Genomic DNA, 24,416 nt, shown 5'->3' on the forward strand with positions numbered 1-24,416 from the left:
CCTCGTGCCAATGGTACTTCAGCTCAAGCTGCGGAAGAGTAGGTCGCCGCCAGATCTACAAAATAGCGAGGAACATCGACACAATATCATTGAACACACGAGCCGCACGACGCCCGTGCGGCTTTTTGTTCAAATCAGGATCCGACTTTCTTGACGCGGGGTGGAGCAGCCCGGTAGCTCGTCAGGCTCATAACCTGAAGGTCGTCGGTTCAAATCCGGCCCCCGCAACCAATAAAAACAACGGCTTAGACAGAAATGTCTAGGCCGTTTTTGTTTTCGCGGAAGCAATACGGAAGCAGTCAAATTGATGATTACAGCTTCAGTCAGGTGGATTTCTTGACAAGAGTTATGCCACCCCTACTATCGCGCAACTGGCAATTGATTAAGGTAGCGACAAATGTCCGCTGATACGCCCATATTTGAAGCCTTGCAACTCGAAGGCTGGCGTCAGTTTGATAGTGTAAATATCCGCCTACATCCGCGCCTAACAGTTTTAACTGGCGCAAACGGTGCTGGTAAGAGTTCACTCCTGCGAATCTTCTCCTCGCATTTCGGATATCAGTTCTCCTTTCTAGCCACGCCACAGATTAACAATGCAGGCGGGTTTTCATATGTGGCGGGGCTATTTAAAAGCCTGTGGGGAAAAGTTTGGCAATCAAACCCTCATCAAAGCCGCATCGGTGTACTTCACTATTCCAATGGGGTTGGGGCCGAAATTGTCTTACCAAATGATCCTGGTGGCGTTGCATATAATGTATCAATACACGGACAACAGCCAGTCATGGGTATACACATAGATGCCCATCAGCCCATATCGCCCTACCAAGCTGTAGGTCAGATTCCTTCAAATATAATCTCAGCCTCTCAGGCGTACGATAACTATAACGGTGAGATTCGTTCCAGGTACCAAGGCGGACATACCGGTAAAACACCAATGTACCGAATGAAAGAGGCCATAACCTCGATGGCGATGTTCGGTGAAGGTAATCGCCACATCCGCGGAAATCAGGAAATCCTTGACGCGTATAACGGATTTATAGAAGCGTTAAAAATCATTCTACCCGAAGGGTTGGGGTTCGAGGGGATTTCGGTGCGACCGCCGGAGGTCGTTCTTCTGACTAAAACAGGAGAGTTCATCTTAGATGCTGCTTCTGGTGGATTGCTTACTCTCATTGACTTGACCTGGCGCTTGCACATGTTTTCGCGCTCTCACGAACGGTTTGTTGTCACCATAGATGAGCCTGAAAACCATCTTCATCCGACGATGCAAAGATCGTTGATGCGCAAGCTCGTAACAGCATTTCCCGCTGCGCAATTTATTATCGCGACACATAGCCCTTTCATGGTTTCGTCCGTCCGGGATTCAAACGTATATGTTCTGAGATATAAGAATGCTGAGACAGAACATCATCTATCGGAGCCTGTTGCCGAATTTGGTCCATCACGTCGAATTGTTAGTGAATACCTCGACACGATAAATAAAGCGGGCAGTGCGAGTGAGATATTACGCGATGTTTTAGGAGTGCCTGCGACAATTCCTGAATGGGTAGAAGATGGCATTGCGTCATTAGTGCAGCGGTATAGGGAAGTGCCTGTGACTTCTGATGCGTTGAGGTCGCTGCGCCATGATTTGACTGAGTTAGGGTATGGAGAACTTTATCCTGACGCGCTTGCGGAGCTAACTAGAGACAAATGATTAGCCTACATAAAGGTCCGGTACCTAATATATTGCAGATCAACGCTGAAGCATGGACGCAAGCCGTTGTCGCCAAGGTGGCGGCAGGCATAGAAATCACCGCTGCGGAAAAAGGGCGCTACAGGCACCAAGAAATCAAGACGGCACTCCTCGCGGAAACCCACGATAAATGCGCATATTGTGAGAGCAAGGTACGTCATATCGCCTACGGTGACATTGAACATATTGTCCCGAAAAGCAATGTACCAGAGCGTTGGTTTGACTGGACTAACCTGACGATCGCTTGCGATATCTGCAACACTAGGAAATCAGATTTTCACGGTGGGGCCGATACATTTATTGATCCATATTTGATGGATCCGACCGAGCACCTGCGTTTTATCGGGCCATTGGTTATCGCGGCTCCTGGTAGCAATCCAGGTGCCGCAACGGAACGTATATTGGACCTAAATCGGGCGGCGCTCGTAGAAAGGCGAACAGAAAAAGTCCGAAACATCATTCGTCATTTGGATGTGATTGCCAGAACACCTGATGCTGATGTTAAAGAGCTTCTGTTGAATGACTTTCAAAACGAGCTTTCGGATGAACGTGAATACGCTGCGGTAGCCAGGGCGACATACGTGGCAAGTTTGGGGTGATGTATGTCGTTCAGGCTCCCCCCCCAAATTGGAAATGCGAAAGGAATGTAATGACCGACTTGGTCACCGATAGCCAGGATGAGTTGTCTTTTGAAGACCTCTTCAGGGATGTAGATCAGGTGCACATCCCACTCTTCCAGCGTGAATACGTCTGGAAAGGGAAGGAGTTCGACGACCTAAAAAAAGATATAGGGCAAATATCTTCAGGGATTGAGAGTTGTCAGTTCCTTGGTGCGGTGGTCGCGTATGAACGGCCAAGGCAGTCGGAAATCGTTGGGCGTTTGCGTTCTCATGCTATCGTTGACGGACAGCAACGACTGATGACAATTTATATATTTGTTATGGCTATCGTCGAATGTTTGGCGCGAAATGGTGATAAAGACGATGCTATTGAAGCAGTTCGAGATTATTTATTGCTACCGTCACGACGTGGCCTCGAGGTAAATACGCGGATTGTTCCATCATTTGCAGATCGAAATCAGTTTCGCGTTCTGTGGGATAAGATTAACAGCCCGGCAATTTTGCAGGCCGAGCTTGAGGCAGACCGACCACATCCGCCCTCGCCAAACGGGCCGTCTGATGGGTGCCTGGTAAATCAATACAATCGGATAATTAGATATCTGAATAGTCATGTACCTCCAGAAAGAGAAGCGAAGAAGGCCGCGCTCTTGGAGATATTAGAAATCGCTACGCGGAAGCTGACTTTTGTGCAGCTAAAGCTGACCGACGCTTCATCGGCAACTAAGATTTTTGAGCGACTGAATTTCCGTGGAGTGAAGGTCGGCGTTGTCGACTTGGTTCGAAATGAGGTCTTCTCAAATTTGATAAATGATCCGACCGAGACAAACCGGATATTTAATCATATCTGGCGGCCCTTTGAGGATGCCTTCAATGGTCGTGCAGAGGCATTTTTCTTTCCCTATTGTCTCACTCAGAACAGCAACACTAAGAAATCGGAGTTGTTCTCCCAACTGCGGACGACGTGGGACAAGTTGACACCTGAAGAGATCATTTCTCATATGCAGCCTTATCAGGGCCCATTCGTGAGTATCGATCAGACGGGGCGCTTTGGCGACCACCGGCAAATCTCCATAAGGTTGGACCGGCTGGTTCGGCTAGGTCGCCCTAGCTCAGTTTACCCGTATGTTATGTCAATGCTGAATGCTAGAGCCGCTGACGAAATTGATGATGAATGCGTTATCTCTCTGCTTGATACATTAGAGTCCTTCCTTGTCCGACGGGCAATTCTTGGATTTGAGCCGACGGGACTTCATTCGCTGTTTAAAGGGCTTTGGAGATCACACGCAAACTATAGCATTGCAGAGTTCATGGGGGCAGTCGCCGAGCGAGCTACGGTGCAATGGCCGAACGATGCGGAACTTAAGGATGCTGTCCGCAAGCGCTCGCTAGCCACGACCAATATATGTCAATACCTACTCGTCGAATACGATCGCAGTTTGCCTGGAGATAATCCAACGGATGCGCCAACGATTGAGCATGTTCTGCCGCAACAATATGAGGAAGGTGGCGCATGGTCTGAAGTCTTTACAAAGGACGAGCATAAAAAGCTTAAAGATACATGGGCTAACCTGATTCCCCTCTCAGGGCCGCTAAACTCTTCGCTGCAAGCAGGGCCATATACTGGAAAGCAACCCCGCTATAGGCTTGAATCAATGTTTGTATCAGCTCGAAACCTTGCTGATCGATGGGATAATTGGTCACCGGAGAGCGTTGCCGAAAGATCTGAGATGCTCGCAAATTGGGCAGTTGAGCGTTGGCCGCACACGATGCGGGGCTAAAGCCATTTGGCGTGCGGCATGGGTTATTTTCAGGAATGGGACAAGAACGGCAACCTCGTGCCCTTGAGGGCGCGCCTCGGGCGGTATGCTGCTTATGCGGTTGTCGCGACTCTTCTTGCCTATTTCGTGGCCGTCAATCTCAACACGTACTCTCCTGCGCGAAAATTGACTGGGATATACCGGGGCGCCCATGCTGTTGAAGCGACAGGTGGCGCCAAATGGTCATGGATTTTCGAAATTGAGGATGGGCGGCGTATCCTGATACCCCGCCGGGCAACAATCGCTTTTGAACTTGGTGAGGTTGTTGAACTGGAAGAGATGCGAGGCTCAATTATTCCGAATCCATTTTTCCGGCTCGCCAAGACGCCTGATCAAGATTCGTAGTGCCAATTCGTGGCTGCATTAGCTGCATTAGCCCCATCCGGCAGAGCTAACGCAGCTAATGCAGCCAAGTTTCAGAGGTAGGGATTGACCAGATAGGCCTTCTGCGGGCGGCCCGCATTCGGGCCACGGCGCACGAAGTCATGTTTGAGCCAGTCGAGCGCTACCAGCTCGTTGCAAGCATCCTCCACTTCCTCCGATGATACCCGCCTTAGCGGGCCACTTGTGTAGAGGTCGCGGACCACAATCCGCTCCGCAGGGTTCGCCAGCAGATGATTGGCAATGACCAGCGCGTTCTGACTGATCTTGGGCTTGGCCGCCATGCCGAAGGCGCGTTCAGCCATTGGGGCAAAATACTGATCCGCGAGCGCGATGGCGTGGCGGATGGCTTTCTCCCCCACCTCATGCGGCTCAGGCCGCTCCGGCCCTGCCGCCCATTCCATATATTCAAGGATCAGCGCCAGGCGCAGCACGAAGCCCGGCACCTTGCCACGCCAGCCTTTGAGCTTGCCTGTACCATGATCGGCCTCGCCGTCCGCTTCCCACCACGCCGCAAAATATTGCCGGGCAGTGGCGGACAGCATCACAACACGCGGCGTCGTTTTGCCATCGACGTCAAGTGGCATGGCGAGGCCATCGAGCCGTTTCATCATCCGATTGGCTGCCCGGTCGTCCACCACTTCCGTGGGCGCACGGCGCGGCACCCGGTTCGGGCAGATATAGAGCAGGCGCGCCGCCAAGCCGTCATCGTCGCCCTTCAGGAGGCAGCTATCGAGCTTGTCGGGCTGGATGCTACCGAGAACCGACACAGCCAGGTGGCCGATGTTCAACACCTCGCCACCATTCTTCACCCGGTCCACCGTGAAGGGGCGGCCATTGAAGGCTTCCAGCCAGAACTCGCGTTCCCCGCCTTTGCCCGAAGAATAGCGGCCAAAGCTGTTGAGCCAGCCCGGCAGTTCGTCCCGGTACATCAGAAGCCCCTTGGGCTGGCCTTCGAGTGCCGAGAAGAGGGCTTCCATCGTGCAATCCCCGACCGTGAGGCGCGGGCGGGTTGGCGGACGTGGGGGCATGGCCTCCGCCGGCATCGTCGGAATGCTCGGAAATCCCGAAAATTCCGAACCGGCTCCGGGTTTAGAATCCAAGGAAACGCTCGGATTTTCTGGATCGGGTTCGACAGGCATCCGGGTTTGATCCGGGTTGCGCGCGTGCAACACGGAACCGACACGGGTTGAACCCGCGTTGACCTGTGTTTCCCCATGTGACCTGCGTGCGGCCTTTGTCTCCTGCACCCATTCCTCATGGGCGATACTCGCGTTCAGCTTCTCGGCCTCATATATCCGTTTCTGCTCCTCATAGAGCGGCAGCTTGTCATCCTGAAGCTTCCTCAGGATGGTCATGACCGGATCAATGGCAGGGCTCTTGTTTGAGGACGGCTCCCCCACTATCGCGGTCCAGAGGATCGGATATTCGCTCCACCCGCCCACCTCCCACGGCGATATCTTGCGCGAGGTACCTATAAGCGATCCGCAAGCGGTGAGGAGCGCTCCAGCCACATAATCGGGCGGGGCAGACTTGGCGATGGCAGAGCGGCGCACGAACTGCTCCACCTCTGGCGGAAAGACCGACAGGGGGAAGGGTGGCGGGGCGACCTCATTCATGAGGATCGACCGATCCGGCTCCGGCCAGTTGTCATTGGCAGCATCTTCTGATGCGGAATTTTCTATAGGACGTGCCGCCACGAGCAGGCGGGCAATCTGTTCTACAGAAAACCCGGCCTCCACCGCGTCCGCCGCGTCCCAGCCTTGGCGGATCAGGTTTCCTATAGAAGTCGGATCAATACCCGGCCCAAGCCTACGCTCTACCGGATTGCCTATTAGGAAATCCGTAGGGTCAACCCTGTCACCATTGGCTAGGGTTTGCTCCACAAATCCTAGGGATATGTCTATTAGGCGAACGTCTGCAGCCCCGACCTCATGCAGGGCCTTTGCAGCATCTTGACCGTAAGCTTTGCCCGGTCCGTCATGGTCGGGCCAGATGATAACCCTACGCTCCGCCAGCGGGCTCCAATCGGCTTGGGCCACGGCCTTGCAGCCGCCCATGATGGTGGTGGCAAGAAAGCCGAGGGATAGAAGCGCATCGGCGCACTTCTCCCCCTCCACCAGCACCACAGGTTTGTCAGGATATTCCCTAAGATCGTCGAGCCCATAGAGCGGTCGAACCTTAGGAAAGGTCCATGCGTTTGCCGTCACGTCGAAAGGGCGGATGGTTTTGCCATCCGCCTGATCGAAGCGATAGACAGCGGCGACGGTATCGCCGCTGTCATCACGATAGGGATAGAGCCGGGAGGGTGCCCCAAGGCTCGGGTGGTAGGCGGGCAGCTCAGTTGTCATTGGCGGCCATCCCGATCCGGTTCGCTATATGCTTGGCAGCGGCGAGCGGCTGCATCCCGAAGAGATAGCCATAGAGCGCGATGAGGTCGCCCTGTTCGCCTGTTGCATATTCCGCCCAAGAGCCAGTCTGCAGACTGATCTTGAAAGAGCCTGCCTTGCGGTCATCACGGGTGGGGTTACGTGCCACCCAATAGTTGCCGCTTTGCCTGCCGCGCGGCAGCAGCTCTTGCACAAGGCTCCTGATGCGTGGCTGTGCAGCGATCTTCACTTCTACGAACAGATTAGCGGTCATTGGCCACCTCCGAGGTGGAAATGACCAGACGATTTTCTGTCCAGGCATCAAGGTCTGAATAGCGATAGCGAACTGCCCGTGCGGAGATTTTCACGAACTTGGGACCGCCTCCGCGAACGCGCCAGTTTTGCAGGGCGCGGACGGAGAAACCCAAATAGCTCGCGGCCTCTTTCTCGCCGATCAGTCGGTTAGGGTTCGAGTGAGTAGTATAGGTAACTGAAGGATTCATAAGGTGCTTACCTCGTTGGTTGTTGTCGGTAAGCGTAATAAATATCCGGATTATCCGGCTTGTCGCCAAGATGTGCTGGCATCAATTTGCCAACTTTTTGGCAGATTGATGCGGGCAGCTAGCCCTTGATCTCTTTCCGCATGGCTGTGGCAACGTTTTGAGGTGTGATCTTGGGCGAGATTATCCGGCACAGGGCCTCGGAAAATTCATAGGCCTCAGTAATGCCTCGGCCCTCATGCTGATCGAATGTGTAGGGCTTGCCCGTCCGCTTTTCCCATTCAATCTTGCAGTTGGTGATGACGATCTCCACGGCGGGATTATGGGTGCGGCCTGCCTTTCCGTCGGGGAAATTTGCATGCACCCGCTCCGCTCGTTCGACAATTTCGGAAAGATGCGTGAGCACCGCCCAGTGCTTTGACAGATCAAGGTCGCCAAATCGTGGCGGTGGTCCCCATAACCAGTTGAAGTCAGCTTCGCTAAAATCAGTGAGTATGTCGCGTAGCTTCTGGGCGGCCTTTTCAATCGATTGAAACTTGCGGCGCATTTCCCTCGGATTGGGAAGGTCATCCCACATGACCAGATTCCAATAGTAGGCATGATTGATGAGCCAGATCGTGTCGTAAAACTCGGCAAGGTCCGGGAAGCCATATTGAACGGCAAGTGCGTCACAAGCTGCACGGTCAGGGTCACGATACTCGGGGTGAGTTGTGCCGGGCATTGGCATCATCATACGTCGGTTACTCACTCACATGCCAAGGTTGGTCACAAATTCGAGCTGGTTGGGGTTGGCTGACCATTCGTTGGCCATGGTAAAGGCCGATTCCAAATCATTGTGTAGCGTGTTCAATAAGGTCGCTATGGGGACGGCTTTGTGAAGGAATGTCTGTTTCCAATATCTCTTTCTACCTCGATCTTCTGAAACGCATACCCAAAGGTTCAACGTCTTTGCCTCGGCACTCTCGAGGTAAATCTGGATGAGGCAGCGATTCTCTAATCCCCAAGAAAGCGATCTTTCGGGCCAATCTTTGGCGTTCTTGCCAATTTTCAGGCCTCTTAAGGAAGCAAACTCTGAAATGATCGAGTCCAATTGGATAATGGGGGCTTCTGCCTGTTTCCATTCTTCATCGGATGCGAACCACACTGCAAATGCTCCCCTGCTCAGGTATAAACATTGGCCAACCACGGGACAGCTATCCGGTGCTGCCTTTCAATGCTTGGTTGATTGCCGTTGATACCCGGTCCGCTGCCTCATGCATAGGGGCGTCGGCTAAGTGGGCGTAGCGAGCGGTGGTCTGCACCTGCGTATGGCCGAGAAGCTTGCCGATCATTGGCAGGCTTTCGCCCATTGAGACGGCACCAGACGCGAAGCTGTGGCGCAGGTCGTGGATGCGCAGATCATCAAGCCCGGCACGGGCACGAATGCGACGCCACGGCTTCTGGAAGTCGGTCAGGTAATTGCCGGGGATGTTGCCGCAGATAACGTAAGGGTTATCGTCCTGCCGCTCGATTTCCGCGATCACTTCAAGGGCAGGCTGGCCGAGATAGACTTTCTTCGCGCCCGTCTTGCTGTCTGGCAGCATCAGGGCGTTGCCGCGAATATAGTCCCACTTCATGGTCTGAATTTCCCCGAGGCGGCAGCCTGTGAGGATCAACAGCTTGATGGCCGCAACCATGTAAGGGCTTTCGGTGCCGTCTGCTTCGCAGTCACGGAGCGTCTGGCCGAGGACTGTCAGCTCGTCCGGGGAAAGGAAGCGCTCGCGCTTTTCCTCCGGGAACTTCTTCACATGGCGAGTGGGATTGGAACCGTCAGGGCGTAAGCCCCATTCCTCGGCGAGATTGAAAAGCTTGGAAAGGACGCCAAGCGACCGGTTGGCCTGATAGGGGATATGTTTGAGCCCTGTGTGGAACTTCGCCACGTCCTGTCGGGTGATATCCTGCACCTTCAGCATCCCCATTTCAGGCTTGATGAACATTTCCACGTTGCGGGTGTATTCGCGCTGGGTTGTCGGCTTGCAGCGGTCGGGCACATATTCCGTCAGGAAGCGGTCGCAAAGCTGATTGAGGGTTGGCGCTTGGGCGTATTTGCGTTTCTCGCGGGAAGGATTGCCACCCTTTGCAACGTCCACCAGACGTTCCTTGGCGAGGGTACGAGCCTCGTCTGGTGTCAGCACGCCATGCTTGCCGAGGACCATTTTTTGAGTTCGGCCAGCGACACGATATTGGATGATGTAGGACTTCACGCCAGACGGATAAACGCGCAGGGCGAAGCACGGCACCTCGCTATCCCATATCAGATTGTCTTTGCCGGGGATCACCTCGGCGGCATCGACAATTCGCTTGGTCAGTTTCGGCATCTACACCCTCCACGGAAGCGTCACGGAAGCAATACGGAAGCACAAGGGAGCGAAATGGCGCGTCTTGTGGCGTGACAAGGCGTAAACTATTATGGATTTAATATCAATAAAAACATGATGTTATGATAATGTTGAGTTGATTGGCGTAGCTGGCGATAATGACTTGACACAAACTCATAACCTGAAGGTCGTCGGTTCAAATCCGGCCCCCGCAACCAATAAAAACAACGGCTTAGACAGAAATGTCTAAGCCGTTTTTTGTTGCCTGGGCAAGGGCTGCAGAGGTCATCGCGCCTTCCATTCGGGTTTCAAGTTTCCCGCAGAGTCCGACGCCGGCAAGCTTGGGCTTGTCTCTGCAATTTCCCCGTGCAAAACTCTGGTCCGCGATGCCTCTGCCACGAGTATCGCACCGCCCATAGCCGGGCGGCATACGGGGGTCAGACATTATCCAGCTTTTCTTCGGCCCGGCCGGAGTGGCCGTTTCCTTGTATGTGCTTAATTGTTTGTGCCTTCAGGGAGCGAGACCATGACGACCTTTACCGTGGACACCAACGCTACCAGTTCAACCGATTCCTATACTGGCGGCAACCTGTCGATCGAAAGCGATGACGGCTTCGGCCTCTCGTTCCACGAAGCGCTGGGGTTGGCGCAAGACGGCGACATCATCACCTTCGATGCGGGCCTGAGCGGCACCTCGATCACGGACGCCGTCACCTACTTCATCGATCGTGATATCACCATCAATGGCGATATCGATGGGGATGGCAGACCCGACATTACACTGAATGCGGACGGTCTCAGCACCACTCTTTTTAATATCAATGGCGTCACCAGGCTCACCCTGAACGGCCTGACCATCACCGGTGTTGATGGCGGCACGGCCATACATGCCAGCAACGGTGCCACGCTGACTGTGCGGGAAAGCATCATCACCGGCAATACCGCCGACGGATGGGGTAGTATTGATGCAGACGGTGCCACTGTCACGCTTGATGATGTGCGGGTTGAGAATAACACGACTGCCGGTGCCGTCGTCAATATCCGCAATAGCACGGTTTCGATCACCGACACCAGCATCACGGGCAACACGGGCGACGGTGTCCTTCTGAATAATAATACCGTCACGGCATTCGACGGCGTGACCATCGCCAGCAACAGCGGCAACGGTATCCGTGTCGAGGATATGACCGTCACCATCAGCAACAGCGTGCTGACCGGGAACGGAAGCGCCGAACTGCAGGTCGGGACAGATGCCGATGTAACGGTCGAGAACAGTATTCTCGCAGGGGCCAACCCGTCGGTTGCATTCAGTGGCACCGGCCAGACGCTTACCTTCAGCGGCTCGAATGTGCTGGATGACCTTGCGGTGGCCTATAGCGGCAACGCGCCAACCATCGAGACCGATCTTGCGGAAGTCTTCAATGGCATCACCGGGGATGGTGGCACCCTGACGCTTCATACCCTGCCGTCGGGCGCCCAGGTTTACGTGGGGCTCGCGAACCCGACCGGGGTGGCTTCCGGCCTCGGGGTGGCGTTTGCGCCCACGATCGGTGGCGACAGGGCGGACACGATTGATGAAAACAGCGCCAGTGTGTCGGGTACGCTGACCATCAGTGACCTGAACGGGGCAGCGGAAGAAAGCTTTGATGTGGATACGATTGCCGGCAGTTACGGCGATCTTGCCATCGCGGCGAATGGCGACTGGGTCTATACGCTGGATACGACAGACGCGGCCGTGGATAGCATGGATCCGGGGGATCACCTGACGGACACGATCACGGTCACCTCGGCTGACGGTACCACGCAGGATATCACCATCACCATCAACGGTGCAGAGGATGCGGCCGTCGTTTCGGGTGATCTCAGCGGGGTTATCGCCAGAGGCGACAGCAGCACATCCGGCAACCTTGCGATCAGCGATGTGGACGCCGACGACAACCCGTCCTTTGCCGATGTCGGGTCGACAGCTGGCGATAATGGCCACGGCCAGTTCGTGCTGACCGCCGGCACCTGGAGCTATACGGCAGGCGCCGACGCACTTGCCGACGCGGCCGACGGGACAACGTTGACGGATACCCATAGTTTCACGGCGACGGATGGCACCATTCAGGTGATCACTGTGACGATCGATGGCACCGGAAGCCCGCCGACGGCTCCCTCTCTGCGGAGTGACGGTGTCCTTGAGAATGTGGAAGGCGCCTATATCGGCCTTCTTTCTGCAAGCGACCCGGACGGCGGCCAGGTGAGTTTCTCCGTCAGGGATGCCCGGTTCAGGATCGAGGGCGACAAGCTTTACCTGAAAGACGGAGTTTTCCTTGACTTTGAAAGTGCCGACAGTGTGATCGTCCGGGTCTATGCGAGGGACGCTGACGGCGTAAGCAGCAGCGCTATCGTGAGCTTTGACGTGCTCGACACAGACGTCGGCCTCACGCTTGCCGGCACGGCGGCCGCCAACACGCTGACGGGTAGCGAGGAGGGGGATAAAGTCTGGGCACGCGGGGGTGGCGACCATGTCTATGGCATGAACGGCGACGATCAGCTTGGCGGCAGTACCGGCAACGATACGCTTGAAGGCATGGACGGCAATGACCGCCTTTATGGCGGCACCGGCGACGACAGCGTGCTCGGTGGTGCGGGTGATGACATACTTTATAATGGCACCGGCAACGACGTGGCCGACGGCGGCGAGGGTGATGATATGCTCTGGGCGGGGCCCGGCAATGACAGCCTGACCGGTGGCGCCGGGGCCGACACTTTCGTTTTCGGTGTCTATAGCGGCAATGACATCATCGCCGATTTCGACATCGATGCGGATATACTCGACCTCGCAGCGCGTGGCTTTGCCGATAGGGCCGCTGTTGAAGCCGCTGCCAGCAACAGCATCGGGGCCGGTACCAGCGGTGTGCTGATCGATCTCGGCGGTGGCGAGAGCGTCTTCATCGCCGGCCTCACCGTCGCCAGCCTTGCAAGTGTGGACATGGTGTTCTAGCCCACAGGCCTTTTAGGGGAGCATTGTGAGGTCGTAACGTGCTCTTGCTGGCACCAGGGCCCTTTCCGTTGTGAGATGCCGCGCCAGCCTCGCCCGGCGGGGTTGCAATGCCCGTCAGGACTGGCATTTCAGTCGTGCAACGCCAGCGCCGTTATTTCGGCGAGCTGGGCATTGCTCAGGCCCAGCCTTGAGGCGGCTTCCAGGAGGGGCTGAATTGCATCCCGGTCGCCGTGTCGGATGGCGCGTGCCAGCCTGATTGCAGCCGCTTCCTGAATGTCGAAGCTGTGCCCTGCGCGGGCGGCATCGATTTCGGCGCCGCTCAGTCCAACTGAGCGGGCCCGGTCTTCCTCAAGGGGCCGGGCAGTTCCGTTTTCGGGGGCCGCCGCCAGGGCGATCCTGACAAGCATCGTCAGGCGAGGGCTCAGACGCTGTCGAGGCATTTTATGCGCGGCTGGCGGATCGGTATCGGCTGACCGGTGTCAGAAGCCGAAATCGCTGAGCCCGGGATGATCGTCGGGCCGGCGGCCGAGGGGCCAATGGAACTTCCGGTCGCTCTCGCTGATCGGATGCTCGTTGATACTGGCGAGGCGGTGGCGCATCAGACCGTCCGGGCCGAACTCCCAATTCTCGTTTCCGTAAGCGCGGAACCAGTGGCCGCTGTCATCGCGATATTCATAGGCAAAGCGGACGGCGATCCGGTTATCGGTAAAGGCCCAGAGTTCCTTGATCAGCCGGTAATCAAGTTCGCGTGCCCATTTTCGCGTCAGGAAGGCCTCGATGGCGGGGCGGCCGGTGAGGAATTCAGCCCGGTTTCTCCAGACGCTATCGGGTGTGTAGGCCCCGGCCACACGCTGGGGATCGCGGCTGTTCCAGCCATCTTCGGCAAGCCGGACCTTTTCGGTGGCGGTTTCACGGGTGAACGGGGGGAGGGGAGGACGGGTCATGGATTTTCTCCTGTTTTAAAGATCAAGGATCAGTCGGTTGTGCTCGGCGTCTGGCCGGGCTGGAACAGCGCAGCAAATGAGCGCCTCGTCATCGGCCGGGGTGAAGGAAGGCGGTGTCTCATACGCGACCTTGCCTTTGATGATGCGTGTCGCGCATGTCCCGCAGGAACCGCCCCGGCAGCTGAAATCGGGTTGCAGCCCGCGCGCTTCGGCGAGCTCCAGAAGGGTTCCTTCCCCCGGCTTCCAGCGGGCCTCCTTGCCCGACTCTGAAAAGGCGACGGGGACAGGGACATCGGCGGGCGGATTACCGGCGCGGGCGTGCGGGGCCGCGATACGACGCTTCAGAGAAGCGGGCCCGAAGGCTTCGGCATGGATGCGCGCGTCGCTGATGTTGAGATCGCGCAGGCCGTCATAGATCGACTGCATGAAGGCCGGCGGGCCGCACAGGATGAAATCATAGTCATCGAAGGGAAGGGCGGCGCGCAGCAGATCCATGTCGATCCGGCCGCTGGCCTCATAATCCCTGCCCTGAACGGCGCCTTCCGGGTCGGCCAGTAGACGCGTGAGGCGGATGGCGCCGCCCGCCCGCTCGGCCAGCGACAGCAGCTCGGTATCGAACGCCCTGACCTTGCGGTTGGCTGCCGCATAGAAGACATATGCCGGGCGAATGCGCCGGGTGCGCAGGCCTTCGTAAACCGTGTGCCGCAGCATCGACAGGATGGGGGTGATCCCGACACCCGCCGCGATCATGACGGCCGGTCGCCTTTCCGCCGTATCGATCGTGAACTGGCCGGCGGGTCGTCGCGCTTCGATGATGCTGCCGACGGTGATGCGGTCATGAAGGTGCGCGGAAACGAGCCCCTCGCGTTTCACGCTGATGCGATAGTAACCGTCCGACGGCGCGCTTGAGATCGTGTAGGTCCTGATGGTTTTGTGCGGCTCGCCCGCCAGCTGGACGCGGATGGGGAGGTGCTGGCCGGCCTCGAACAGGTTGAAGCCGGCGCCGTCGTACGGCTCCAGATAGAAGGAACGGATGAGCGTGCTTTCATCCTCGATCCGCGCCACGCGGAAGGGGCGCCATTGCTGCAACAATTCCTCGGCCTTGCGCTTTGCCGCGGCCTCGGCCCAGTCGCCCGTCATCAGCGAATTGGGGGACCAGTCCACCAGATCGAAGCGGAGGGGGACGATGCCGCGACGCCGCACCATTCTGGTCGGGCGCAGTGTCCACAGGCGCTCGGCGCCCTGAAACGCGGCAATATCCGGCGATTGCAGGATGACCTCGGCGGTGCCGGTCAGTTGCAGCATGTCGCCGGTGGTGAAGTCGATAAACACAAGGCCGGCCCTGGGGTTCAGGAGGAAGTTGCCTAGCGTGTTGAAATGCAGATTGCCGGCAAAATCGGGGATGGTGAGCATGCCGTCGCGGTCGACCCGCACGAAGCCCGGCTTGCCGCCACGGTGGGATACATCCACCTGGCGACGGCCGTCGGGCAGGTCAACGTAGGAGGCCACAAAGAAGGTGTCGGCGCGGCGGATGGTCTCATACGCCTCTTCATCCAGTGCGGTAAAGCTTTCCACTTCCACTGCCGCCTCGGCACCTCTGCGGCCCGGCACCATGTGCCAGTTGCGCGTCTGGATATATTGCGGGCAGTTGCCGAAGCTGTGCTCGACCGAGACGGCGAAGCCATCCGGGCCGGTTTCGGAAACGATGCCGTTCATCCGGTTTCGGCGGCGGGTGTGAAGTTCGACCCCCAGAAGGCCGACTGAAGCACCAGCCGCCAAGCTGGTGGCTATAGGGTCGGAAGCAGGTGGCAACGCGGCGAGATCAAGCCGGCGGGGGTCCGGAGAGACCATGAAGCCGGGTTCGCCTGCAAGGATGGTCGCCCAGACGTCGCCCTCATGATCCACGGAGCCGAGCACGACAAAGGGCAGCTGGTTATAGAAATCGCGGTGCTGGTCCGGCATGAAATCGCGGATCACGCGACGGCCGAACGAGTCCATGCGGTCGGCAACGCCGACACCGCGCTGCAGTTCCACCTCGCCCGCGTGGAACGGAGAGGGGGGCTCCACTGGTATGTTCGTCGTCATGATGACCGTCCTCTCGCGTTGTCAAAGGGGTGGGCAGCCCGCCGAGCAAGGGCTCGGCGGACCGGCGGGTGCGTTCAGGCGGCAAGGCCTGCGGGGGTTTTTACAAACGGGATGAACTTTGGCAGATGCTCGATACGGCCCAGCCACGCTGTGACGTTCTGATAGGGGGTGATATCGACATTCCCCTCGGGTGCGCGGGCGATATAGCTATAGAGGGCGACATCCGCGATGGTCGGGTTGGTGCCGCCGCAGATCCATGTCTTGTCGGCAAGTTCGTCGTTCATGAGCCTGAGGATGGCGTGGGCCCGGCCGATAACCTCCTCGGCATTGAATTTTGCACCGAAGACCGTGATCAGGCGGGCAGCTGCAGGGCCGAAGGCGATCTGGCCGGCAGCGACCGAAAGCCAGCGCTGAACGGCGGCAGCGCCATTGGGGTCGGTCGGTGCCCAGCTTTCAAGGCCCAGCTTGCGGGCGACATAAATCAGGATGGCAGCGGAATCGGCGATGATTGTCCCGTTGTCATCCAGCACGGGGACTTGCCCGAACGGATTGAGCTTCAGAAAGTCCGGCGCCTTGTGGGCGCCTTTGGCAAGGTCGACCTCGACCAGTTCGAAATCCGCCCCGACAAGCGACAGGAAGAGATGGGCCCGGTGGGCGTGGCCGGAAAGCGGGTGAACATACAGTTTCATTGGAAAGCTCCTTCAGCATTTCAGGTCGATGTCTGGTCGGCGATCACGCGTCGTGCGGCCGTCGTGGCACGACACTCGCCGATCCGGAGGACAGACTGAATTGTGAAAAACCTGAATGGACTGTTTCAGATTCTGGAATAAACTTGTTACCGTCAGATTTCCCGAGGTGTTAGCCGATGATGGCTCGCCTCGAGGCCGGAGCAGGGGGCGCCCATGTCGCGATTTGAAGCCATGCAGGTGTTTGTCAAAGTCGCCGAGACCGGCAACTTTGCCGAGGCCGCCCGACAGCTGAACATGAGCCCGCCCTCGGTTACCCGTGCGGTTAAATTCCTGGAAGACCAGATCGGCACCTTGCTCTTCGCGCGGACGACGCGGTCTGTGAAGCTCACGGAGGCCGGGGAGCGCTATGTCGACGATTGCCGCCGCATCCTTGCCGACGTGTCGGAGGCCGAAGCGTTTGCTGCCGGCATGTATGCTCGCCCGACCGGCACGCTGACTGTCACGGCATCGGTTCTCTTCGGCCAGAAATTCATGGTGCCAATCCTGACAGACTATCTGGCCCAAAATCCCGAGGTTTCCGTGCGGGCGCTGTTTGTCGACCGCATCGTCAACATGGTTGACGAGGGGATTGATGTCGGCATCCGCATCGGTCACCTGCCGGACTCGAGCCTCAGCGCCATTCGCGTCGGCTCGGTCCGGCGTGTGGTCTGCGGCTCGCCGGGCTATTTTGCAGCGCGGGGTGTGCCAACCGTTCCGCAGGATCTGGCACAGCATAGCGTGGTGACAAGCACCAGTTCGTTTTCATCGCTGGAATGGCGGTTCGGCACCAACCGGAAATCCTCGATCAATGTTGTTCCGCGGCTGACCTTTAGCACCTACGAGGCGGTTATCCAGGCGACCCTGCAGGATTGGGGCTTGTCCCGCCCCCTGTCATATCAGGTGGCGCCGTACCTGATGGATGGAAGCCTTCAAACCGTGCTCACGGATTATGAAGAAGCACCGCTGCCGATCCATATCGTCCATCCCGAGGGGCGCCGCGCCCCCGCGAAGGTGCGTGCGTTCATCGATCTGGCGGCTGCCACGCTGCGCGCCAACCGGTTCCTTAATTGAGCGCGGCCGGGCGGCTCAGCCGCAGGGATCGGGAACGTTTCGTGGAATAATCCCTTTCAGATTATCCATGTTCCCGAGATGCGCCGGCAGCTTTTGTTTTTTTCACGCCTCTTGCTCGTTTGCAATTCGGGGTTTCGGTCAGGGGCCGGTGCGTGTAGGCTGGGCAACTGAGGAACTGGAAGGGGTCGCCGGTGTCGCTTGTCGCCCAGCGGGCAAAGCTCGCATCGCAAAAATTGCATTTCATCTCTGGCCTGCCACGGTCGGGATCGACGCTTCTTTCGGCGCTTCTTCGCCAGAACCCGCGCTTTCATGCCTCGATGTCGAGTGCGCTTGCGCCGCTTGTGTCGGCGAACCTGAATATCATGGGGTCGGGCACCGAGGTTTCGCTTCTGCTTGAGGAAAGCCAGCGTCCGGCGATCCTGAAGGCCGTGGTGGCAGCCTTTTGCCGCACCACGACCGACCGCGAGATTTTCTTTGACACCAACCGCCAGTGGACAGCGCGGATGCCGCTTCTGGCGGACATGTTCCCGGATGCGAAGGTGATCGCCTGCGTGCGCGATGTGCCGTGGGTGATGGATAGCTTGGAGCGCATGTTCCGCAAGGACCCTTACGAGAATACCCGCATGTTCGGAAACGACGGCGAGCGGACAACCGTATACAGCCGCACCGAGGCGCTCGCCCGCCACAACCGGCTTGTCGGCCTTGCCTGGACCTCGCTGAAAGAAGCCTTTTACGGCGAGCATTCGAAGCGCCTGCTGATCGTGGACTACGAAATCCTGAGCCGGGCGCCTGAGAAGACGTTGAAGCTCGTGTACCAGTTTCTGGGCGAGGACTGGTACAAGGACCATGATTTCGACAAGGTGACATACGACGCCCCACGCTTTGATGAAGCGCTCGGCATGAAGGGGCTGCACACAGTGCGGCCGAAGGTGGAATTCAAGGCGCGCAAGACGATCCTGCCGCCAGACCTGTTCCGGAAGTTCGAGGGGATGGATTTCTGGAAAGACACCGCCGGCAGCAGCGCCAGTGTGATTGTGGCGCAGTCGGGGGCCGGTGCGAGTGCGGCCCGCGGTGCGGGAACACTTGAAGACGCGGCAGAATAGGCCGCGGCATCAGATTGTTGAGTAACCCGGGCAGCGCAAACACGGCCCGGACATGTTGGAGGGGCATCATGCCGGACGATATCGATCTGAAATTCACCACAGGCGAGGCACAGGAAGCGCTGGAACCCGTGCTCGTTTCGGGTGGTGGCGCGCTGGTCGCGGTCGATACGTCGGTCGCCGGTTATGAGGCGCTTCTCACGGGCCTGTCGCCGGACGTCGAAGTACTGTTTTTCGATGGTGGTGCAGGTGGGCTTGCGGCGCTCGCCGATGCCGTCGGCGGGCGCGCCGGGCTCTCATCCATCCAGATCGTCTCGCACGGCGGCGAGGGAGCACTCGCCTTCGGCACCGATACGGTGACGGCCGACACTCTTGCAGACTATAGCGACGCGCTGGCCACCATCGGCGCAGCCCTTGCTGACGATGGCGATCTGCTTCTTTATGGCTGCAACGTCGGTACCGGTGGTGCGGGACAGGCGTTTATTGATGCGATGGCGGCCGCGACGGGTGCCGATGTGGCGGCGTCCGACGATCTCACCGGTGCTGCTTCGAAAGGTGGCGACTGGGATCTTGAAATCCGCACCGGCGATATCGAGGCCGATGCGCCCTTCACGGCGGAAGCACTTGCCGATTTCTCGGATGTGCTGGCGACTTTCACCCTGAGCACCTTTGCCGACGGTGGCAACAATCTCACCTCGTCTGGTTTTACGGTCGCCGGATGGTCGGGCGGCAGTGTGCGAGGTGTCAACCCGGACGTTGGTGGTGCCTACATCGACCATTCGAATCTCAATGTCACCGGGAGCTATTTCACGGTTACCGGGGGCGGTGGTTACGGGAATTTCTCCCTGACAAACCTTGTGATCGCCGAATATGCCGACGGCGTATATTTCGACAATATCAAGATTGTCGGTACAAAAGCAGATACCTCGACCGTGGAAACAGCAGTCAAGGACGTGCCGACCAGCTATCTCGGTGACACTGTCACGTTCACGGACGGGGCAGATTTCACCGATCCGGATTGGGATAATATTGTCTCGTTCAAGGTCTATTTCGACGTGACGGGTGGCTCAGCGCCCAGTCAGGTGAATCTTGTCAGCTTTGCGGCTACCCCGGCAGTCGTGAACAATGCGCCGACGGTGGCGGGTGCGCCTTCCGACATAACGGTCATCGAAGATACGCCCGGCAACCTCGATCTTTCCGCGGTCACTTTCGCGGATGCGGATGGTGACAGCCTGACCGTCACGCTGGCGGCGGGTGCCGGCACCATGGCAGCGTCCTCGGGCGGCGGGGTCACGGTTGGTGGCTCCGGCACCGGGACGATGACGCTGTCGGGCACTGCCGCAAACATCAACACCTATCTCGATACCGCATCGAACATCCAGTATACGGGCGCCTCGAACGCGAACGGAGACAATGCCACCACGCTGACCATCACCCCGAATGACGGCACGGTGGATGGAACGGCTGCCAATGTGAACATTGATATCACGGCAGTGAATGACGATCCGTCCGGCGCTGGCGCGCCCTCGGATATCACTGTGACTGAAGACACGGGCTCGGCGGTGGATTTCAGCGGTATCAGTTTCACCGATGTGGACGGGGATACGGTCACGGTGAAGGTTTCGGCGGGCGCCGGCACCTTCGGGCTTGCCAATCCGGCGGGATATTCGGTGACAGCTAGCGGCAATGGCACCGGGACCTTCACCCTCACCGGCACGGTTGCCAATATCGAGAGCTATTTCGATACGCCGACGAACGTGATGTATACGAGTGCGGCCAATGCAGTCGGCAATGATGTTACGACCATCGCGGTCACCATCAATGATGGCAATGGCGGCGGCGACATCGCGGTTGGTACCGTGAATGTCGACAGCACGGCAGTGAACGACGCCCCGACTTTCGCCGGGCTTGATGGCTCGCCTTCCTTCACCGAGGGCGGCAGTGCCGTCACGCTCGATAGCAATGTGACCATCGCAGACCTGGAGCTTGATGCCGCCGACAATTTTGCCGGCGCTTCGCTCACTGTCGCCCGCAACGGCGGCGCCGACGCGACCGACACATTCGGCTTCGCAGCAAGTGGCAGCTTTGCGGTCTCGGGCGGCAACCTGCAGGCGGGCGGCCTGACGTTTGCGACCTTCACGAATGCGGGCGGCACGCTGACCATCAATTTCACGTCCTCGGGCACCAATGCCACGGGGACGCTTGTGGATGCGGTGCTGCAGGCTATTGCCTACCAGAATACGTCCGACGCTCCGCCAGCCAGCGCGCAGCTCGACTGGACCTTCAGCGACGGCAACAGCGCCAACGCGCAAGGCACGGGCGACAATCCGGGCACGGTGACGGGCTCGACGACTGTTTCGATCACCGGTGTGAATGACGAACCGACCCTGACAGCAACAGGGGGTGACCCCACCTATGTGGAAGGGGCGGTTGCATCCGATCTGTTCAACACGGTGACGGCGTCGACCGTGGAAAGCGGACAGACGGTCAGTGGGCTGACCCTGACTGTGACGAACCTGTCGGACGGGGCTTCTGAAATACTCGCCGCAGACGGCACATCCATAGCGCTCACGAATGGCAACAGCGGCACGACCGCAACCAACAGCCTGTCATACAGTGTGTCGGTCACCGGCGGTACGGCTACCGTGACCCTGTCCGGCGGCACCATGAGTGAGGCTGCCACTAGCACTCTTGTTGACGGCCTTGGCTACCAGAACACCAGCGACAATCCGACAACCGGGTCAAGCCGGGTGGTTACCATCACCAGTATTACCGACAGCGGCGGCACCGCGGGCGGCGGGGACGATACGGCCTCGCTCTCGATTGCTTCCACCGTTTCGCTGACCCCTGTGAACGATGCCCCGGCTGTGGGCAATGTGTTTGGCGACAGCGCGAGCCAGGTGGTGGCTGGCACGGGGGCAGGCAATGTGGCTGATCTGGATGACGCGACTGTCTCGAACCCCGATTCCGCCGACTATAACGGCGGCTCGCTGACCATCGCCCAAACGCTTGGCACCGCGAATGGCAGCTGGTCGGTTGATGGCACCAATGTCACCTCGGGCGGGGACGCCGTCATTTCGGCGGGCGAAACGATCATGGTCGGCGGCGTCGCCGTCGGCACGGTGCATGCCACGAACGACGGGCAAGGCGGCAATATGCTCGAAATCGCCTTCGATACGGCGAATGCCACGTCGGCGAATATCCAGACGCTGGTCCAGAACCTGAATTATTCGGGCCCGAGCGGCCTTGGCGCGCGGGACTTCACCCTGACGCTGAACGACGGCGACGGCACCGCCAATGGCGGCGACGAGGACGTGGCCGGTTCCTTCACGATCACGGTGACGCCGAACCCGCCGGTCATCAGCAACCTCAATGGCGACAGCGCCACCTTCACGGAAGGCGGCAGCGCGGTTGCCCTTGATGCTGGCACAGCGGCGGCGGTCACGGATGCGGATTCGGCCGATTTTGATGGCGGTAACCTGACGGTCGGCTACCAGTCCGGCCAGCAGAATGAAGACCGGATCACGCTTGATACCACCGGTACGGTCACGTTGTCGGCCGGCATGACGGCAGGCTCGACCGTTTCGGTCGGCGGCACCGCCATCGGCACGATTGAGGCGGGCGCCACCGGGGGGGCGGGCGAAGACCTCATCATCACCTTCAATGCCGATGCAACGCCGGCCCGTGTGCAGACGCTGGTGCAGGCATTGCAGTATGACAATACGGGCGGCGACACCCCGACGGACGGCGACCGCGAGATCCGCGTCACCATTACCGATGCAGGCTCGAACGCGGCATCGGGCTCGGCGGACGTCACGATCAATGTGGACCCGGTGAATGACAATCCGGCGGCCACGGGCGTACCGGCGGATGTGACGGTGACCGAGGACACGGCCTCGAACCTCGATATCTCGGCAATCGCTCTCAGTGACGATAGCGGGGCCGCGTCGGTAACCGTCACGCTTTCGGTCGATGCCGGCACCATGACGGCCTCGACGGGCGGCGGGGTCACGGTGACAGGCACCGGCACCGGCACGCTTTCGCTTGCAGGTACGATTGGCGATATCGATACGTGGCTCAACACCGCGTCGAACGTGCAATATACGGGGGCGGCGAATGCGGCAGGCGATGACGCCGCGACGCTGACGATCACGGCGAACGACGGCGGCAGCACGGGCTCGGGCGGCGGCGGTAACGTCACGCTTGGCACCGTCAATATCGATATCACCGGCGTGAACGACGCGCCGACCTCGGCAGGCGGCACGGCTTCGGGCACGGCCGGGAATGCCCTCACGTTCGCCGCTTCCAACTTCGCCTTTGCTGACGTGGACAGCGGCGACACGCTGGCCAGCGTCCGCATCGATACGCTGCCGGCAACGGGCACGTTGAAGCTGAACGGCGTGGATGTGACGCTGAACCAGGTGATTGCCGCGGCGGATATCGCGCAACTCACCTACACGGGGGATGCGGCAGGCAGCTATAGCTTCACCTACAGTGTGAACGACGGCACGACCTTCACGGCGGCACCGGCCACGATGACGGTTACGCTGGGCCTGGCCAATCAACGGCCGACGTCGCCGCAATTAAGTGCCCTGACGGTATCGGAAAACGCGGCCGGTGCCACGATCGGCACGGTCACCTCGGTCGACCCCGAGGGCACGCCGATCACTTTCAGTGTTTCGGACGAGAGGTTCGAGATTGTGAATGGTTCGCTGAAACTCAAGGCTGGCGTTGCGCTAGACCATGAAAGCGAAGCGACCGTCCAGATAACGATCACGGCCACCGATGCAACCGGCCTGACACGCGACCGCGGCTTCACGATCCAGGTTGCGGATGTGAATGAAGTCAACGGTACGGAGGGAGCCGATACACTGACCGGATCGGGCTTCGACGATTTCATCCTGCCGGGAGGCGGGGATGATATCGTCTCGACCGGCGATGGCCGGGATACCATCTTTGGCGGCCTTGGTGCCGATACGGTTTCAGGCGGCGGGGATGATGATTTCCTGATCGGTGGGCAGGGTAGCGACAGCGTCGTTGGCGGTTCGGGTGATGATCTTGTCTATGCCGGCTTCGAGGATGACGGCGACGACATGGTTGAAGGGGATGACGGCAACGATACGCTCGGTGGTGGCACCGGCAACGATACAGTGTCGGGCGGGAATGGCAGTGACTTGATGTGGGGACGCGGCGGCAGTGACAGCCTCGAGGGCGGTGCCGGCGATGACATCCTCTTCAACGGCGCAGGCGACGATACGGTTTCGGGGGGCGACGGCGATGACATGCTATGGGCCAGCGAGGGCGACGACATGCTCTCGGGGGGCGACGGTGCCGATACCTTCGTTTTCGGTGCTCTGGCAGGCAACGACACCATCACCGACTTCGATGTGACGGAAGATGTGTTGAACCTTGCCTTTGCCCAGACAGGCTTCACCTCGCTTGCCGATGTGCAGGGTGCGGCTTCCGAGGTCACGCAGGATGAGCAAACCGGTGTGCTGATCGATCTTGGCGGGGAAAACAGTGTCTTCCTTGCGGGGCTCGATCTTGCCGATTTGAATGACATGACAATCCTGTTCTGACGAACGGGACGGTTTGAACGGTCCGTTCCCTCTGGGGCGGGCCGTTTTCGTTTCCGGGCTGGTTGGTTCCGGCCCTTATGAAAATTCATAGTTTCGCCCTGCCCATATGCGGGGCCAGGGTTCGAACAAACAGAAAGGCGG

General features: G+C 58.7%; 18 protein-coding genes and 1 tRNA gene. 9 read left to right on the forward strand and 10 right to left on the reverse strand.

Features of this window, described 5'->3' with window-relative positions; translation table 11 throughout:
* The first annotated feature begins 154 nt into the window (after positions 1-154).
* From OU694_RS13305 to OU694_RS13325, 5 genes are all read left to right on the forward strand, one after another.
* A tRNA-Met gene (locus OU694_RS13305) sits at positions 155-231 on the forward strand.
* 166 nt (positions 232-397) lie between these two features.
* Positions 398-1,696: an AAA family ATPase gene (locus OU694_RS13310; RefSeq protein WP_308911499.1), complete on the forward strand. Its 1,299-nt coding sequence runs from the start codon at positions 398-400 to the stop codon at positions 1,694-1,696.
* The gene (locus tag OU694_RS13315; RefSeq protein ID WP_308911500.1) at positions 1,693-2,334 is read left to right on the forward strand and encodes an HNH endonuclease; all 642 of its coding nucleotides are present in this window, start codon (positions 1,693-1,695) and stop codon (positions 2,332-2,334) included. Before OU694_RS13310 ends, OU694_RS13315 begins: the two co-directional genes overlap by 4 nt.
* A 50-nt stretch (positions 2,335-2,384) precedes the next feature.
* A complete protein-coding gene (locus tag OU694_RS13320; RefSeq protein ID WP_308911501.1) occupies positions 2,385-4,133 on the forward strand; it encodes a DUF262 domain-containing protein in 1,749 nt (582 codons plus the stop codon).
* A gap of 18 nt (positions 4,134-4,151) precedes the next feature.
* On the forward strand, positions 4,152-4,517 hold the full coding sequence (locus tag OU694_RS13325) for a hypothetical protein (protein ID WP_308911502.1): 366 nt from the start codon (positions 4,152-4,154) through the stop codon (positions 4,515-4,517).
* 71 nt (positions 4,518-4,588) lie between these two features.
* Here OU694_RS13325 and OU694_RS13330 read toward each other — a convergent pair whose 3' ends face one another.
* From OU694_RS13330 to OU694_RS13350, 6 genes are all read right to left on the reverse strand, one after another.
* Positions 4,589-6,904, reverse strand: a complete 2,316-nt coding sequence (locus OU694_RS13330; RefSeq protein WP_308911503.1) for a DUF3987 domain-containing protein — start codon at positions 6,902-6,904, stop codon at positions 4,589-4,591.
* Positions 6,894-7,196 (reverse strand): hypothetical protein, encoded by a 303-nt coding sequence (locus OU694_RS13335; RefSeq protein ID WP_308911504.1) that lies wholly within the window; start codon positions 7,194-7,196, stop codon positions 6,894-6,896. The genes OU694_RS13330 and OU694_RS13335 overlap by 11 nt, the downstream gene beginning before the upstream one ends.
* Positions 7,186-7,425, reverse strand: coding sequence for a helix-turn-helix transcriptional regulator (locus OU694_RS16395; RefSeq protein WP_373460369.1), 240 nt, complete (start codon positions 7,423-7,425; stop codon positions 7,186-7,188). The genes OU694_RS13335 and OU694_RS16395 overlap by 11 nt, the downstream gene beginning before the upstream one ends.
* 118 nt (positions 7,426-7,543) lie before the next feature.
* Positions 7,544-8,155, reverse strand: coding sequence for a hypothetical protein (locus tag OU694_RS13340; protein ID WP_308911505.1), 612 nt, complete (start codon positions 8,153-8,155; stop codon positions 7,544-7,546).
* 15 nt (positions 8,156-8,170) lie between these two features.
* Positions 8,171-8,566: a hypothetical protein gene (locus OU694_RS13345; RefSeq protein ID WP_308911506.1), complete on the reverse strand. Its 396-nt coding sequence runs from the start codon at positions 8,564-8,566 to the stop codon at positions 8,171-8,173.
* Between the two features lie 49 nt (positions 8,567-8,615).
* Positions 8,616-9,779 carry a site-specific integrase gene (locus OU694_RS13350; protein WP_308911507.1) on the reverse strand — a complete coding sequence of 388 codons (1,164 nt, stop codon included), beginning with the start codon at positions 9,777-9,779 and terminating at the stop codon, positions 8,616-8,618.
* Positions 9,780-10,305: 526 nt separating this feature from the next.
* Between OU694_RS13350 and OU694_RS13355 the strand changes: the two genes are divergently transcribed.
* Positions 10,306-12,768 (forward strand): VCBS domain-containing protein, encoded by a 2,463-nt coding sequence (locus OU694_RS13355; RefSeq protein WP_308911508.1) that lies wholly within the window; start codon positions 10,306-10,308, stop codon positions 12,766-12,768.
* A gap of 128 nt (positions 12,769-12,896) precedes the next feature.
* Here OU694_RS13355 and OU694_RS13360 read toward each other — a convergent pair whose 3' ends face one another.
* The 4 genes from OU694_RS13360 to OU694_RS13375 form a co-directional block, all read right to left on the reverse strand.
* On the reverse strand, positions 12,897-13,208 hold the full coding sequence (locus tag OU694_RS13360) for a hypothetical protein (protein WP_308911509.1): 312 nt from the start codon (positions 13,206-13,208) through the stop codon (positions 12,897-12,899).
* A gap of 39 nt (positions 13,209-13,247) precedes the next feature.
* The gene (locus tag OU694_RS13365; RefSeq protein ID WP_308911510.1) at positions 13,248-13,712 is read right to left on the reverse strand and encodes a nuclear transport factor 2 family protein; all 465 of its coding nucleotides are present in this window, start codon (positions 13,710-13,712) and stop codon (positions 13,248-13,250) included.
* Between the two features lie 15 nt (positions 13,713-13,727).
* Entirely contained in the window at positions 13,728-15,797 is a 2,070-nt protein-coding gene (locus tag OU694_RS13370) for a 2Fe-2S iron-sulfur cluster-binding protein (protein ID WP_308911511.1), read from the reverse strand.
* A gap of 74 nt (positions 15,798-15,871) precedes the next feature.
* A complete protein-coding gene (locus OU694_RS13375) occupies positions 15,872-16,486 on the reverse strand; it encodes a glutathione S-transferase family protein (protein ID WP_308911512.1) in 615 nt (204 codons plus the stop codon).
* A 213-nt stretch (positions 16,487-16,699) separates the two neighbouring features.
* On the opposite strand from OU694_RS13375, the gene OU694_RS13380 reads away from it, so the two are divergent.
* The 3 genes from OU694_RS13380 to OU694_RS13390 all read left to right on the forward strand — a co-directional run bounded on the left by OU694_RS13380 (position 16,700) and on the right by OU694_RS13390 (position 24,275).
* Entirely contained in the window at positions 16,700-17,596 is an 897-nt protein-coding gene (locus OU694_RS13380; RefSeq protein WP_308911513.1) for a LysR family transcriptional regulator, read from the forward strand.
* Positions 17,597-17,787: 191 nt separating this feature from the next.
* Positions 17,788-18,699 (forward strand): sulfotransferase family protein, encoded by a 912-nt coding sequence (locus OU694_RS13385; protein WP_308911514.1) that lies wholly within the window; start codon positions 17,788-17,790, stop codon positions 18,697-18,699.
* A gap of 68 nt (positions 18,700-18,767) precedes the next feature.
* Positions 18,768-24,275 (forward strand): DUF4347 domain-containing protein, encoded by a 5,508-nt coding sequence (locus OU694_RS13390; RefSeq protein WP_308911515.1) that lies wholly within the window; start codon positions 18,768-18,770, stop codon positions 24,273-24,275.
* Positions 24,276-24,416 lie beyond the last annotated feature (141 nt).

The organism is Pseudokordiimonas caeni (assembly GCF_026719705.1).
GTDB classification, from domain to species: Bacteria; Pseudomonadota; Alphaproteobacteria; order Sphingomonadales; family Kordiimonadaceae; genus Gimibacter; species Gimibacter caeni.